This is a genomic window from Kitasatospora hibisci, from assembly GCF_043950205.1.
GTDB classification, from domain to species: Bacteria; Actinomycetota; Actinomycetes; order Streptomycetales; family Streptomycetaceae; genus Kitasatospora; species Kitasatospora hibisci.
This window is the reverse complement of record NZ_CP171642.1, coordinates 3,826,147-3,838,657: the sequence shown is the minus strand read 5'-3', so window position 1 is coordinate 3,838,657 and position 12,511 is coordinate 3,826,147. Positions and strand designations below refer to the sequence as shown.

At 74.5% G+C, this 12,511-nt stretch carries 14 protein-coding genes and 3 tRNA genes; 8 read left to right on the top strand and 9 right to left on the bottom strand.

The window, feature by feature from the left end; translation table 11 throughout:
• The first annotated feature begins 332 nt into the window (after window positions 1–332).
• On the top strand, window positions 333–563 hold the full coding sequence (locus ACF9IK_RS16440) for a FitA-like ribbon-helix-helix domain-containing protein (protein WP_395294944.1): 231 nt from the start codon (window positions 333–335) through the stop codon (window positions 561–563).
• Window positions 560–964, top strand: a complete 405-nt coding sequence (locus tag ACF9IK_RS16435; RefSeq protein WP_395294943.1) for a type II toxin-antitoxin system VapC family toxin — start codon at window positions 560–562, stop codon at window positions 962–964. Before ACF9IK_RS16440 ends, ACF9IK_RS16435 begins: the two co-directional genes overlap by 4 nt.
• 119 nt (window positions 965–1,083) lie before the next feature.
• Here the strand turns inward: ACF9IK_RS16435 and ACF9IK_RS16430 are convergent.
• From ACF9IK_RS16430 to ACF9IK_RS16415, 4 genes are all read right to left on the bottom strand, one after another.
• Window positions 1,084–1,157, bottom strand: a tRNA-Phe gene (locus ACF9IK_RS16430).
• 27 nt (window positions 1,158–1,184) lie between these two features.
• Window positions 1,185–1,258: transfer RNA gene (locus ACF9IK_RS16425), tRNA-Asp, on the bottom strand.
• Window positions 1,259–1,322: 64 nt separating this feature from the next.
• Window positions 1,323–1,395 (bottom strand) — tRNA-Glu (locus ACF9IK_RS16420).
• A 114-nt stretch (window positions 1,396–1,509) separates the two neighbouring features.
• Entirely contained in the window at window positions 1,510–1,851 is a 342-nt protein-coding gene (locus ACF9IK_RS16415; protein ID WP_395298595.1) for a metallopeptidase family protein, read from the bottom strand.
• A 70-nt stretch (window positions 1,852–1,921) separates the two neighbouring features.
• Here ACF9IK_RS16415 and crcB (ACF9IK_RS16410) point away from each other — a divergent pair, with 70 nt between their 5' ends.
• The 3 genes from crcB (ACF9IK_RS16410) to crcB (ACF9IK_RS16400) are packed head-to-tail and all read left to right on the top strand — an operon-like array spanning window position 1,922 to window position 3,239.
• Window positions 1,922–2,422 carry a fluoride efflux transporter CrcB gene (gene crcB / locus ACF9IK_RS16410; RefSeq protein ID WP_395294942.1) on the top strand — a complete coding sequence of 167 codons (501 nt, stop codon included), beginning with the start codon at window positions 1,922–1,924 and terminating at the stop codon, window positions 2,420–2,422.
• Window positions 2,419–2,868, top strand: a complete 450-nt coding sequence (locus tag ACF9IK_RS16405; protein WP_395294941.1) for a DUF190 domain-containing protein — start codon at window positions 2,419–2,421, stop codon at window positions 2,866–2,868. The genes crcB (ACF9IK_RS16410) and ACF9IK_RS16405 overlap by 4 nt, the downstream gene beginning before the upstream one ends.
• Window positions 2,865–3,239, top strand: coding sequence for a fluoride efflux transporter CrcB (gene crcB / locus ACF9IK_RS16400; RefSeq protein WP_395294940.1), 375 nt, complete (start codon window positions 2,865–2,867; stop codon window positions 3,237–3,239). Before ACF9IK_RS16405 ends, crcB (ACF9IK_RS16400) begins: the two co-directional genes overlap by 4 nt.
• A 165-nt stretch (window positions 3,240–3,404) precedes the next feature.
• On the opposite strand, the gene ACF9IK_RS16395 is transcribed toward crcB (ACF9IK_RS16400), so the two are convergent.
• Window positions 3,405–4,190, bottom strand: a complete 786-nt coding sequence (locus ACF9IK_RS16395; RefSeq protein ID WP_395294939.1) for a hypothetical protein — start codon at window positions 4,188–4,190, stop codon at window positions 3,405–3,407.
• 304 nt (window positions 4,191–4,494) lie between these two features.
• Between ACF9IK_RS16395 and ACF9IK_RS16390 the strand changes: the two genes are divergently transcribed.
• Together ACF9IK_RS16390 and ACF9IK_RS16385 are read left to right on the top strand one after the other, a co-directional pair.
• Window positions 4,495–6,633 (top strand): DEAD/DEAH box helicase, encoded by a 2,139-nt coding sequence (locus tag ACF9IK_RS16390; RefSeq protein ID WP_395294938.1) that lies wholly within the window; start codon window positions 4,495–4,497, stop codon window positions 6,631–6,633.
• Between the two features lie 185 nt (window positions 6,634–6,818).
• Window positions 6,819–7,649: a TIGR02452 family protein gene (locus ACF9IK_RS16385; protein ID WP_395294937.1), complete on the top strand. Its 831-nt coding sequence runs from the start codon at window positions 6,819–6,821 to the stop codon at window positions 7,647–7,649.
• A 47-nt stretch (window positions 7,650–7,696) separates the two neighbouring features.
• Here the strand turns inward: ACF9IK_RS16385 and ACF9IK_RS16380 are convergent, their stop codons facing one another.
• Window positions 7,697–8,032, bottom strand: coding sequence for a hypothetical protein (locus ACF9IK_RS16380; RefSeq protein WP_395294936.1), 336 nt, complete (start codon window positions 8,030–8,032; stop codon window positions 7,697–7,699).
• Window positions 8,033–8,197: 165 nt separating this feature from the next.
• The gene (locus ACF9IK_RS16375) at window positions 8,198–9,319 is read right to left on the bottom strand and encodes a hypothetical protein (RefSeq protein ID WP_395294935.1); all 1,122 of its coding nucleotides are present in this window, start codon (window positions 9,317–9,319) and stop codon (window positions 8,198–8,200) included.
• A gap of 110 nt (window positions 9,320–9,429) precedes the next feature.
• Here ACF9IK_RS16375 and ACF9IK_RS16370 point away from each other — a divergent pair, with 110 nt between their 5' ends.
• Complete coding sequence (locus ACF9IK_RS16370; protein WP_395294934.1) at window positions 9,430–10,593, top strand: low temperature requirement protein A; 1,164 nt, start codon at window positions 9,430–9,432, stop codon at window positions 10,591–10,593.
• 229 nt (window positions 10,594–10,822) lie between these two features.
• On the opposite strand, the gene ACF9IK_RS16365 is transcribed toward ACF9IK_RS16370, so the two are convergent.
• Both ACF9IK_RS16365 and ACF9IK_RS16360 read right to left on the bottom strand, forming a co-directional pair.
• Window positions 10,823–11,551: a tyrosine-protein phosphatase gene (locus ACF9IK_RS16365; RefSeq protein WP_395294933.1), complete on the bottom strand. Its 729-nt coding sequence runs from the start codon at window positions 11,549–11,551 to the stop codon at window positions 10,823–10,825.
• Window positions 11,552–11,709: 158 nt separating this feature from the next.
• Window positions 11,710–12,480 carry an SDR family oxidoreductase gene (locus ACF9IK_RS16360; protein ID WP_395294932.1) on the bottom strand — a complete coding sequence of 257 codons (771 nt, stop codon included), beginning with the start codon at window positions 12,478–12,480 and terminating at the stop codon, window positions 11,710–11,712.
• Window positions 12,481–12,511: the final 31 nt, after the last annotated feature.

Here is a 12,511-nt window from a genome sequence, read left to right as displayed (position 1 = left end):
ACTTACCCTCACAGGAGGGCGGTGACCGTCCGCTGTGCCGTTGGCGTCAAACAACGCAAAAATGCCCCCGAAGCGATCTGCTTCAGGGGCATCGCGCCTGGTCAGGCGTGGTGGCCAGGGCCGGGGTCGAACCGGCGGCCTTCCGCTTTTCAGGCCAAGCCGGGGCGTCGAGATGCCCCGCTTTGGGTGATTCTGCCGTCCATGGACGGCCGCGATCGATCGCCTTGGTGTGGGGCGGTTGGCGTCAGAGCTGGGGTCAACCGGCGGAGGCCGGGCGTAGCAGGTCCAGTCGAGTCGCTGCACTTTGCAGGCGTTGCAGCTAAAATGCATGCATGACTGCGATCACGATCCGTGAAGTCCCGGACCCGGTTCTCGAAACCCTCAAGCTCAAGGCGGCCCAGGCAGGGAAGAGCCTCCAGGCATACCTGCTCGACCTCGTCACCCGCGAGGCGGCTGTGCCGACGCTGGCCGAGATGATGGCCCGTCTCGACCGGGAGACCCGTACCGACGTCAGTACCTCGGACATCCTCGCCGCGATCGATGACGGGCGGGAGCGTCGGTGAATTCGAGCGTTGTCATCGACTGCTCTGCGCTGGTTCGGGTGCTCGTCGACCACAGCCCTGCGGGCCATGCCGTCCGGGACCGGCTCCGCAGGGCGGATGTGCTCGCTGCTCCCGGCCTGCTCGACTATGAGCTGGTGTCGGCTCTCTTCGGCATGGTGCGGGGCGGCAAGCTCGCGGAGAAGGAAGCGGTGAAGGCGGTAGCCGACTACCAGGCACTCGCCATCACGCGGCACGAGACGCTGATCCTTTGGCAGCGGGTGCGAGAGCTGCACCACAACATCAGTGCATATGACGCACAGTACGTGGCGCTTGCCGAGACGCTCGGCGTGCCGCTCGTCACCAGCGACGCCCGAATCCAACGCAGCGGCGCCGCCAAGTGCATCATCGAGGTCTTTGTCTAGCTTCGGTAAAGACGGGCCGGGGCGGCACAGCGACCGTCCGCTGCGCCGTTGGCGTCAAACGGCACGAAAATACCCCCGAAGCGAACTGCTTCGGGGGCATCGTGCCTGGTCAGACTATGTGGCCAGGGCCGGGGTCGAACCGGCGACCTTCCGCTTTTCAGGCGGACGCTCGTACCAACTGAGCTACCTGGCCGTACTGCACCGTCTCTTGCGAGACGAGCGATCCCGACGGGACTTGAACCCGCGACCTCCACCTTGACAGGGTGGCGAGCTAACCAACTGCTCCACGGGACCTTATGTGGTGTTTCTCCACTAGGTCTTGCGGCACTGCACTTTACTACGGTACTGCGGTACTGCGTGCCCCCAACGGGATTCGAACCCGTGCTACCGCCTTGAAAGGGCGGCGTCCTGGGCCACTAGACGATGAGGGCTTGCGGCCTGTCCCGCTGTTTCCAGCGCTCGGGGACGTCGAGAAGCATATGGGATGTCGAGCCGAACGCCAAAACGGGTTTCGGCCGAGTGGTGGGGCGGGTGGGACGGGCCGGTCAGGACCAGCCGAGCTCGTCGAGCTCGTGGTCGTCGAAGCCGAAGTGGTGGGCGACCTCGTGGATCACCGTGGTGCGGACCTCCTCGACCACCTGTTCGCGGGAGTTGCAGTGCCGGAGCGTGGGGCCCAGGTAGATGATGATCCGGTCGGGCAGGACGCCCGCGTACCACTCGCCGCGCTCGGTGAGCGGGGTGCCCTCGTAGAGGCCGAGGAGCTCCGGGTCGGAGGCGTCGGGTTCGTCCTCGACGAAGACCGCGACGTTGTCCATCATGGCCGCGAGCTGCGGGGGAATCTGGTCGAGGGCGTCGCCGACCAGCGTCTCGAACTCTTCCCGGGTCATCTCCACCGGATCATTGTCGGGTCTGGGGTGACGGTGTGCCAGGCGGTCGGCGCCGGTGTTTCATGGGCCTATGACGACCTCGGGCGGTGCGGTGGAGAGCGCGGAACGGCGGGGGGCGGCGCCGGCCCGGCCGGCGCGGCCGCCGGTGCTGCGCGGGCAGGGCCGGACGGTGGCCGCGGTGGGGCTGGGCGGGGCGACCGGCGCCGCGGCCCGGTACGGGGCCGGGCTGATCTGGCCGGCCGGTCCGGCGTCGTTCCCGTGGACGACGCTGGTGGTGAACGTGGCGGGCTGCGCGGTGATCGGGGTGTTCCTGGTGGCCGTCACCGAGGGACGGCCCGCGCACCCGCTGCTGCGGCCGTTCTTCGGGACCGGGGTGCTGGGCGGTTTCACCACCTTCTCCACCTACGAGGTGGACGTCCGGCGGCTGCTGGCCGAGGGGCGGCCGGCGGCCGCGGTGGTCTACCTGGGGCTGACGCTGCTGGCGGCGATGGCCGCGGTATGGGCGGCGGCCGGGCTGACCCGGGGCCTGATCCGCCGCCTGGCCCGTCGCGGGGAAGAGGTGTCGGGATGACCGGCCGACCGGACGGGCCGGCGTCGGACGGGCCCGGGCCGGGCGGACCGGCGTCGGACGGGCCCAGGGCGGACGGGCCGGAGCTGAGCGGGCCGGCGCTGCGGCTCACCGTGCTGGTGGGCGAGAGCGACCGGTGGCACCACCGCCCGCTGTACAGCGAGATCGTGCACCGGGCGCGGGCCGCCGGGCTGGCCGGGGCGAGCGTGTTCCGGGGGATCGAGGGGTTCGGAGCGTCCTCACTGGTGCACACCGCGCGGCTGCTCTCGCTCAGCGAGGACCTGCCGGTGGCGGTGGTGGTCGTGGACACCGAGGAACGGGTGCGGGCCTTCCTGCCCCGGCTGGACGGGCTGGTGGCGGGCGGCCTGGTGGTGCTCGACCCGTGCGAGGTGGTCCGGCCGGCGGGCCGCGGGCGGGGCGCGGAGCGGGAGCGGGGGGCGGGGACGTGAACTGGCTGCTCGTGGTGGTGGGTGCGGCGGTCGGCGCCCCACTGCGGTACCTGACCGACCGTGCCGTGCAGTCCCGGCACGACTCGGTCTTCCCGTGGGGCACCTTCGCCGTGAACGCGGCCGGCTGTCTGGTGCTCGGTCTGCTGACCGGTGCGGCGGCGGCCGGTGCGGCGTCCCCGCACGTCCAACTCCTCGTCGGGACGGGGTTCTGCGGCGCGTTGACCACGTACTCGACCTTCTCGTACGAGACGCTGCGGCTGGCCGAGAGCGGCGCCGGGCGGTACGCGCTGGCCAATGCGCTGGGGAGCATCGCGGTGGGGCTGGCGGCCGTCTACGCGGGGGCGGGGCTGGCCTCGGCGCTCTGGGGCTGAGCGGCTCCGGGGCGTCCCGCGATCCTGCGTGCAGCGGCTGCGGCGCGGAGCCGCCCGGGGGCCGGGCCGGCCGGGAGGTTTGAACCGCCGCCGTTGCGCCGGGCGGCTGGTGTCCGGGGCTTGCCGCCGGGCCGGCCGTGTCCCGCCGGGCCGGGCGCGCGTTGGTCACCACAAGTGGGCCGTGTGCATGGGCGGCCGGGTGGGGCTGTGGAAGAGGGGCTCGGTGGCGGCGATGCGTTCGGTGCGTTCGGTGCGTTCGGTGCGCGAGGTGCGCGAGGTGCGCGAGGTGGGTGCCCGGGAGGGTCGTCCGGCGGTGGTGCGGGCGGTGGCGGTCCGGCGGGCCGAGCCGCGGGCGGCTGCGGTGCGCAGTGGCGTGGTGCGGGCGGCCGCGGTGCTGGCGGTGGCCGGGTTGGGCCTGACGGGGTGCATGTCGGTGGGCCCGGGTGCGGCGGACGAGAAGCACGGCACGGTGCCGGTCGGGCAGGCCGGGACGCCGGGCCGGGCGGGCGGTGCCGGCAGTACGGCCGCGCCGAGCGGTGGCCACCAGGGCGGCCCGTCCGGGAGGTCCGAGCGGTCCGGGAGCGGGTCCGTCGACGGCGCGCGGACGGCGGGCCTGACCTCGACGCCGGGCGCGGCCTCTCCGGGCGCCGACAGCGCGGCCGGTCCGAACGACGTGAGCGGGACGGCTGAGGGCGCGGGATCCGCCCTGGGCGCCGTGGCGGGCGAGCCCGCGCCCGGAGCGAGCGGATCCGCCGGGGGCGTGAGCGTCGGCACCACACCTCGTCCGGGCAGCGGCTCGTCCAGCGGCGGCGCGGTCGACGGCCAGGGCGGGGCAGGCGGTGCCACCGGCACCGGCGGCACCACCGGTACCGCGGGCACCGGCGAGGGGCGGTCCGGCGGCGGCTCCGCCACCACCCCGGCGGCAAGCCCGACCACACGGCCGTCGAGCACCCCGGAGCCCGGGCACACCACCTCCGCCCCGCCCGCGCCGAGCGCCCCGGAGCCCTCCGCCGGAAACTCCGGATCTTCGGCCCCGACCGCCGCTCCGGGTGGACATTAGCGATCTGGCCAGGGCATTTGCCTCTGATCCCGGGGTTCCTCTATGGTGGTAGATCGTTCGTTTGATCCATTTGACTGGCGCCCTACTCCCATCTGGCGCCCTTGGCGCGTTCCGGCGATCCGTGGCTGACCGCATAGAGGCGGTTGTGAAACAGAACCCCGGACTTTGGCGCGTGCCACTTCCGGAAGGTTTTAGATGTCTCTCATTGACGACGCCCGCTTCGCCATGCCCGCGAACGAGTCCGCCGCCGATGCCACCGCTCCCGAGACCGACGCCCGACTGACCGAGGCCGACGCCGCCGAGGTCGTCGCCGAGGCCGCCGAGATCACCGAGGCCGCCGCCGACGAGGCCGCGGAGGCCGCGGAGGCTGCCGAGCCCACCGTCACCTTCGGCGACCTGGGCCTGCCGGACGACGTCGTCCGGGCCCTCGCCAAGCGCGGCGTGACCACCCCGTTCCCGATCCAGGCCGCGACCATCCCGGACGCGCTGGCCGGCAAGGACGTCCTGGGCCGCGGTCGCACCGGCTCCGGCAAGACCCTCAGCTTCGGCCTGCCGCTGCTGACCCGCCTCGCCGACGGCGAGCGCACCCGCGCCAAGCACCCGCGCGGCCTGATCCTGGTCCCGACCCGCGAGCTGGCGATGCAGGTCGCCGACGCCCTGGAGCCGTTCGGCTCGGTGCTCGGCCTGCGTCTCAAGGTCGTCTGCGGCGGTACCTCGATGTCCAACCAGATCTACGCGCTGGAGCGCGGTGTCGACGTCCTGGTCGCCACCCCCGGCCGTCTGCGCGACCTGATCAACCGTGGCTCCGCCAAGCTCGACGACGTCCAGGTCGCCGTCCTCGACGAGGCCGACCAGATGGCCGACATGGGCTTCCTGCCCGAGGTCACCGAGATCCTCGACCAGGTGCCGGCCGGCGGCCAGCGCCTGCTGTTCTCCGCCACGCTGGAGAACGAGATCGACACCCTGGTCAAGCGCTACCTGAACAGCCCGGTCACCCACGAGGTCGACCCGTCGGCGGGCGCGGTCACCACCATGACCCACCACATCCTCGTGGTGAAGCCCAAGGACAAGGCGCCGATCACCAACGCGATCGCCGCCCGCAAGGGCCGCACGATCATCTTCGTCCGCACCCAGATGGGCGCCGACCGCGTCGCCGAGCAGCTGATCGAGGCCGGTGTGAAGGCCGACGCGCTGCACGGCGGCATGACCCAGGGCGCCCGCACCCGCGTCCTCGGCGACTTCAAGGACGGCTACGTCAACGTCGTCGTCGCCACCGACGTCGCCGCCCGCGGCATCCACGTCGACGGCATCGACCTGGTCCTCAACGTGGACCCGGCCGGCGACCACAAGGACTACCTGCACCGCTCCGGCCGCACCGCGCGTGCCGGCCGCTCCGGCACCGTCGTCACCCTGGTGCTGCCGCACCAGCGCCGCGGCGTCTTCCGCCTGATGGAGGACGCGGGCGTCGACGCCTCGCGCCACATCCTCGACCACGCCTTCGACGCCGAGGTCGCCCGGATCACCGGGGCCCGCTCGCTGATCGAGGTCCAGGCCGAGAGCGCGGCCGGCATCGCCGGTGCCGCCGAGCGCGAGCTGGCCGAGATGACCCGCCAGCTGGAGCGCGCTCAGCGCCGCGCCACCGAGCTGCGCGACGAGGCCGACCGCCTGGCCGCGCGGGCCGCGCGCGAGCGGGCCGAGCTGGGCATCGAGGACGACGCGCCGGCCGCCGACGCCGAGGCGGGCGAGACCGCCGAGGCCGCGCAGGCTCCGGCCGAGACCGCCGCGCCGGCGGTCGAGGAGCGCACCTCGTCCTACCGCGAGGTCCGCACCGAGCGCCCGGCGTTCACCCGTGACCGTGACCGTGACCGCGACGACCGTGGCGGCCGTTCCGGTGGCTTCGGCCGTGACCGGGACCGGGACCGGGACCGTGACCGTGGTGGCTTCGGCCGTGACCGTGACGACCGTGGCGGCCGCTCGGGTGGCTTCGGCGACCGTGACCGTGGTGGCTTCAACCGTGACCGTGACGACCGTGGCGGCCGCTCGGGTGGCTTCGGCGACCGTGACCGTGGTGGCTTCAACCGTGACCGCGACGACCGCGGCGGCCGTTCCGGCGGCTTCGGCGACCGTCCGGCCCGTTCCTTCGGCGACCGCCCGTCCTTCGGCCGGGACCGCGACGAGCGCGGCGGCAGCAGCCGTCCGTTCTCCCGCCGCGACGACCACCGCTCCGGTGGCCGCCCGCAGGCCTCCGGCGGCTTCAACCGCGACCGCGACGACCGCGGCGGCCGCTCCGGCGGCTTCAACCGCGACGACCGCAAGCCGCGCTGGAAGAACTGACCCGGTCGGCACCGGCGCCACGGGCCCGCTCCACTTCGGTGGGGCGGGCCCGTCCGCTTTTCGGCACCCGTCCGCCGGTTCGGCCGGGGGCGGCCGGGTCGTTCGCGGCCGCCCGCGCGGGTGTTGTTCTGCTGGTGAGAATAACCTGTGGCGCGAGGGCGGCCCCGTCCCCTACGGTCGCGGTCATGAGCAGCAGACTGCATCACGTGGCAGCGGTGAACGAGGGGATCGCCGAGCGGGGGAGCTACCGGGCGGCCGGGGGCGAGCTCGTCCAGGTGGGGGAGCGGCTGGCCGCGGCCAGGGCGGGGACGGTGCCGTACACCCCGCAGGCGCTGGACGCGCTGGTCCGGGAGGGCGGGCCGGGTCCGCTGACGGGTGCGGCCGGAGCCGTCGAGGTGACCGCCGAGGGCAGTGTCGAGGCGGCCCGGCGGCTGGTCGGGGCAGGCCGGGTGGGAGTGCTCAACTTCGCCTCCGCGCGGAACCCGGGCGGCGGCTACCTGCGCGGCGCCCGTGCCCAGGAGGAGGACCTCTGCCGCAGCGCCCTGCTGTACACCTGCCTGGTGGAGGCGCCGGACTACTACGAGGCGCACCGCGCCTCCACCGACCTGCGCTACAGCCACCGGGTGATCGTCTCGCCGGACGTGCCGGTGATCCGGGACGGCGAGGGCGAGCTGCTGGCGCAGCCCTACCCGGTGACCTTCCTCACCTCGCCCGCGCCCAACGCGGGCCAGCTGGAACGGCGTTCGGCCGGGACGGACGTCCGGGGCGTGCTCGCCGAGCGGGCCGTCCGGGTACTCGCGGCGGCGGCCCGCCACGAGGTCCGGACGCTGGTGCTGGGGGCGTGGGGCTGCGGGGTGTTCCGCAACGACCCGGCGCAGGTGGCCGCGGCGTTCGAGGGGGCGCTGGCGCAGTACGGCGCGGCCTTCGAGCGGGTGGTGTTCGCGGTCTGGGACCGCACGCCCGTCTCGGCCAACCGCGCCGCCTTCGAGGTCCGGTTCGGCCGGGCCACCCCCTGACGGCCGGGGCCGGCGTCGTGTCGACGGCGGCCCGCCGGACGGTCGGGTCAGCCCTTGCGGGCGGTGATCGCGGTGGCGGCGGTCGAGGCGGCCGCGACCACCCCGGTGACCGCGAAGACGGACGGCCAGGCGCCGATCTTCTTCGCCAGCGGGTGCGAGCCGCCGAATGCCGCCACGTACAGCCCGGTCAGCGCGGCCGCGGTGGCCGCGCCCGAGCGCCGGTGCCACTGCACCGCGGCACCGGCCCCGGCCGCGGCCAGGACCGCGCCGCCCAGCTCGCGCCGGCCGCTCCAGCGGGCGACGCCGTAGCCACCGACCAGACCGCTCGCCGCGGTGAGCGCGGCGGGCGCCGCGGCCGAGAGCACGTCGGGGATCCTCGCCATGGTCGACTCCGCTCCTGTGGGTTCCGCCCGGGGCCGCCGGCTCCTCCGGCTCCTCCGGCTCCTCCGGCTCCTCCGACGATAACCCGCCCGCCGGGCCGGCCGACCCGTCCACCCGGGGCCGGGGCCGGGGCGGGTCGGTCCGGCCGCCCCTCCCGGCAGCGGGGTTCAGCGGTAGGCCTGCTCGAAGGGGTGCGCGGGCGCCGCCGCGGCGAGCTTGGCCGCGGCCTCGGCGGGGGCCAGCACCCGCTCCAACCGGAGGTCCCCCGGGACCTGCTGGATGAACCGGCCGGCGGACCAGCTCCGCTCGTACGGCTGCGGGTCCAGCACCAGGGTGCGTACGCCGTCCACCACCGGGATGTCGGCGGGCGTGCCCTCGTTCCAGATCCACAAGCCGTCCGGGGCGAGCAGGTTGAACGCGCCCAGCGCGGTCACCCGGCGCCGACCGTCGACCTCGGCGGTCCGGCTGAGCGCCACCACCTCCGGGTCGGGGCGGGTGCCCGGCAGGTGGCCGCCGCCGATCAGCAGTTCGGCGAGCAGCGTGTGCAGCTGGAAGTTGTCGGTCAGTCCGTCCATCCGGACCAGGTAGCCGGTGCCGCTCGGACGGTCGAGCACCAGCAGCGGCTCGTCGTCCAGCGTCTTCATCAGGTAGAGCAGGCCCTTGAGGTCGTGGTGGTCGTCGCCGTACCGCTCGATCAGCTCGGCCAGGACGTCCGTCACGCCGGAGGACCGGGCCGAGGTGCGGACGGCGGCGTGCGTGTAGACCGCGAACGAGGCCATCTGCCACAGGTGCAGCGTCCACCAGCCGATCACCGCCCGGTGGGCCGGCCAGGCGTCCGGGTCGTCCGGGTCGGCGATCCGGGCGTGCGCGTGCCCCGGGCTGTCGGCCTCCGGGTCGGGCAGCTCCCCGCCGCCGGTCTCCTTCCACCGCTCGACCAGCAGAAGCGCGCCGGTGAGCGCCTCGCGCAGACCGGCCAGTACCTGGTCGGCGCAGGCCACCGGATCGGCGCCGCGCTCCACGCAGGCGCCCACCATCATCGCCAGGTGGGCCCGTTCGAAGGGAGGGGAGTCCGCCAGTTGGGCGGCCAGCCGCGGGCCGACCGCCGCCGACTCGCGCTCGCCGGCCGGTCCGAGCAGGCCGCCCACCAGCCGGAAGGCGGCATCGAAGCGTTCCATGTCGGCGACCGCGTTCGCGGCCTCCAGAGCGGTGATCGCGCCGTCGAGGGTCGGCTGCTGACGGTCGGACGGATCCGCGGACCCGCCGGGCGGGGGAATTCGGTCGGACACCATTCGCCGCAGCATAGGCGCCCACCCCGACGGGCCGTCCGTCCGGGGTCGCCCGCGTGTCCGGCTGCCGAAAACACCCGCGGGAAGCGGTCGCCGTGCCGCATACTCGCGCGGTGACCGTGCCCCGTGCCCTGCCGGCCCCCTCGGCGGCCGAGGCGGAGCCCGCCCTGCGGGTGGCTCCGCTCGAACTCTTCCTCGACCTCGTCTTCGTCTTCACCATCACCCAGCTCACCGGGAGCCTGGTCCACCACCTCACCCCCGGTGGCCTGGCCCAGGTGGTGGTGATGCTGGCGGTGATCTGGTGGATGTACGACGCGTTCATCTGGCTGACCAACGCGATGCCGCCGACCAGCCACGGCCGGCGCGGCCTGTTGCTGCTGGCGATGGCGGGCTTCCTGGTGATCGCGCTCGCCGTCCCGCACGCCTTCGAGGGCAGCGGCGTCGCCTTCGGCTGGGCGTACCTGCTGGTGGTCGCCGTGCACACCGGGATGTTCGCGGCCTCCGGGGTGGCGCTCGGGCCGGTACTGCGGATGGGCGGGCTCAACCTGGTCAACACCGGCCTGGTGGTGGCCGGCGGCTACCTCACCGGCACCGCCCAACTCGGCTTGTGGGCCGCCGCCTTCGCTCTCCAGCTCGCGATACCCCGGTTGGTCGACCTGCCGAGCTTCCAGCTCCGGGCCGACCACTTCGTCGAGCGCCACGGCCTCGTCGTGATCATCGCGTTCGGCGAGTCGGTGATCGCCATCGGCGTCGGTGCGGGCACCGCCGACCTCAGCGCCGCGCTGGTCTCCGTCGCCGTGCTCAGCCTGGCCGTCTGCGTGGGCCTCTGGTGGGCGTACTTCGGCCACGACGACGACAGCCGCGCCGAGCACCACATGGCGGCGCTGCCCCCGGACCGCCGGAACCTGCTCGCGGTGAGCGTCTACAACCTGGGCCACTGCGGGCTGCTGCTCGGCGTGCTGCTCTTCGCGGCCGGGGTGAAGTCGGCGGTCGCCCACCCGGGCGCGCCGATCACCCTCGCGCAGGCCGCCGCCCTGGCCGGCGGCGTCGCGTTCTTCCTCGCGGTGAACACCGCGATCCGCCGCAGCTTCGCGCTGACCCCCAACCTGCCCCGGCTGCTCGCCGCCGGCCTTCTGCTGGCGGCCGTCCCGCTGGGTACGCGGGTGTCGGCGCTGGTGGAGGTGGCCGCCGTGGCCGCCGTGCTCGGCGGGGCCTTCGGCTACGAGGCCGCGCGGCCCCGCGGCCGGTGGGTGCCCGGTGGCAGGACCGCACGGTGACGGATCACGCGCTCCAGGACGGCCTCCACCGGGTGCGGAACGTCGGCAGCGGCCTGCTGCCGGAGGCCGCCGGCGGGAGCCGCCGCAGCGGTGTCCCGCGGTGGCGGCGCCCGGGGCCGTCGGGGCCGGGGTAGAGGCCCGTCCCCGGCCCGCCCCGGTCGCGGACCGGTCGCGGACCGGGTCGGGACTCGGGCCCGGACCGGGTCGGTCGGGACTCGGGCCCCGGACCTCAGGCGGAGAGGTTGCCGCGGAGGGCGGCGAGGTCCTCGTCGGTGGTGCCGTGGGCCCGGAGGTAGTCCGCGACGGAGCCGTGGTTGGTCCGGATCCAGGTGAGCGAGGAGGCCAGCAGCGGCGCGTGGACGGGGCGGGAGATCCGCTCGGCGCCGGTCTCGTCGATGTAGGGCGTCGGTCCGCCCAGCAGGCCGAGGCCCGCGTTGGAGAGCAGGTAGTCGGCCATGACGTCGGCGTCGGAGGCTCCGAGGAGGGACTGCACGACGGCGATGGTCAGGCCGGTGCGGTCCTTGCCGACGGCGCAGTGGACGACGGCCGGGACGCCGCCGGGGGCACCGAGCCGGCGGACCGCGGCGACCAGGGACGGGCCGGCCGTCTGGGCCATGAACGGGTAGAGCTCGGCCTGGTCCTCGGGCCAGGGCCGGTCGGTGTCCTCCCGGTTGGCCGGGAGGGTGGGGAGGTTGACCGCCTCGTGGTCGAGGCCGTGCCGCAGGTCCGGCCAGACCTCCAGCTCGAACGGGCTGCGCAGGTCGATCACCAGCCGCACGCCGAGCGCCTTGAGGCGCTGGGCGCCCTCCGGGGCGAGGGCGTGGAAGGACCCGGAGCGGTAGAGCACCCCCTTGCGCAGGGTGCCGACGCCGCCGGCGTCACGGAAGTTGCGGACACCGGGGATGTCGATGAGGGCGGACGGCAGGTCGGGTTCACGGTCCGGCAAGGCGTCGGTCATGCGCTCCACCGTACGGGCGGGAGCGGCGCCACGGGAAGGAAACGGAACACGAGGTCTCGGTGTCCGGCTCCCCGCGCCCGCACCCCGGCAGCCGCAGGCGCCCGCCCGGTCCGCCCCGGCCGGCCTCAGCGGCCGCCGGGGCCGGGTGCGGGCCCGCCTCAGCGGCCGCCCGCGACGTCCAGGAAGCCGCCGGTCATGTACGAGGAGGCCGGGGAGAGCAGGAAGAGGATCGCCTCGGCGACCTCCTCCGGCTGCCCGCCGCGCCGCATCGGCAGGCCGGGGGCGACCCGGTCCACCCGGCCGGGCTCGCCGCCCAGGGCGTGGATGTCGGTGTGGATGAGGCCCGGCCGGACGGCGTTGACCCGGATGCCCTCGGCGGCGACCTCCAAGGCCAGCCCGCGGGTCATCGAGTCGACGGCGCCCTTGGCGGCCGCGTAGTCCACGTACTCGTTCGGCGAGCCGAGCCGGGCGGCGACGGAGGAGACGTTGACGATCACGCCGCCGGCCCCGCCGTAGCGGGTGGACATCCGGCGGACGGCCTGCGCGGCACAGAGGAAGGGGGCGGTGATGTTGGCGGCCCAGATCCGGTTCAGCCGGTCCTCGTCGACCTCCTCCAGCCGGCACTGCTTCTCCAGCGTTCCGGCGTTGTTCACCAGGGCGGTGAGCGGGCCGAGTTCGGTGTCGACCGCGGCGAACAGCCGCTCGACCCCGGCGGTGCGGGTGACGTCCGCCCGGACGGCCACGGCGGTGCCGCCCTCGGCCCGGATCGCCTCGACCACCGAGGCCGCCGAGGCCTCGTCGCTGCGGTAGTTGACGCAGACCCGGTAGCCGCGGCGCCCGGCGAGCCGTGCGGTGGCGGCGCCGATCCCGCGCCCGGCGCCGGTGACGAGGAGGACTTCGGTACGGGCCGCGGCCGTCGCGTCGGTCATGCCCTGCACGGTACTCCGCCGGCGCCCGCCC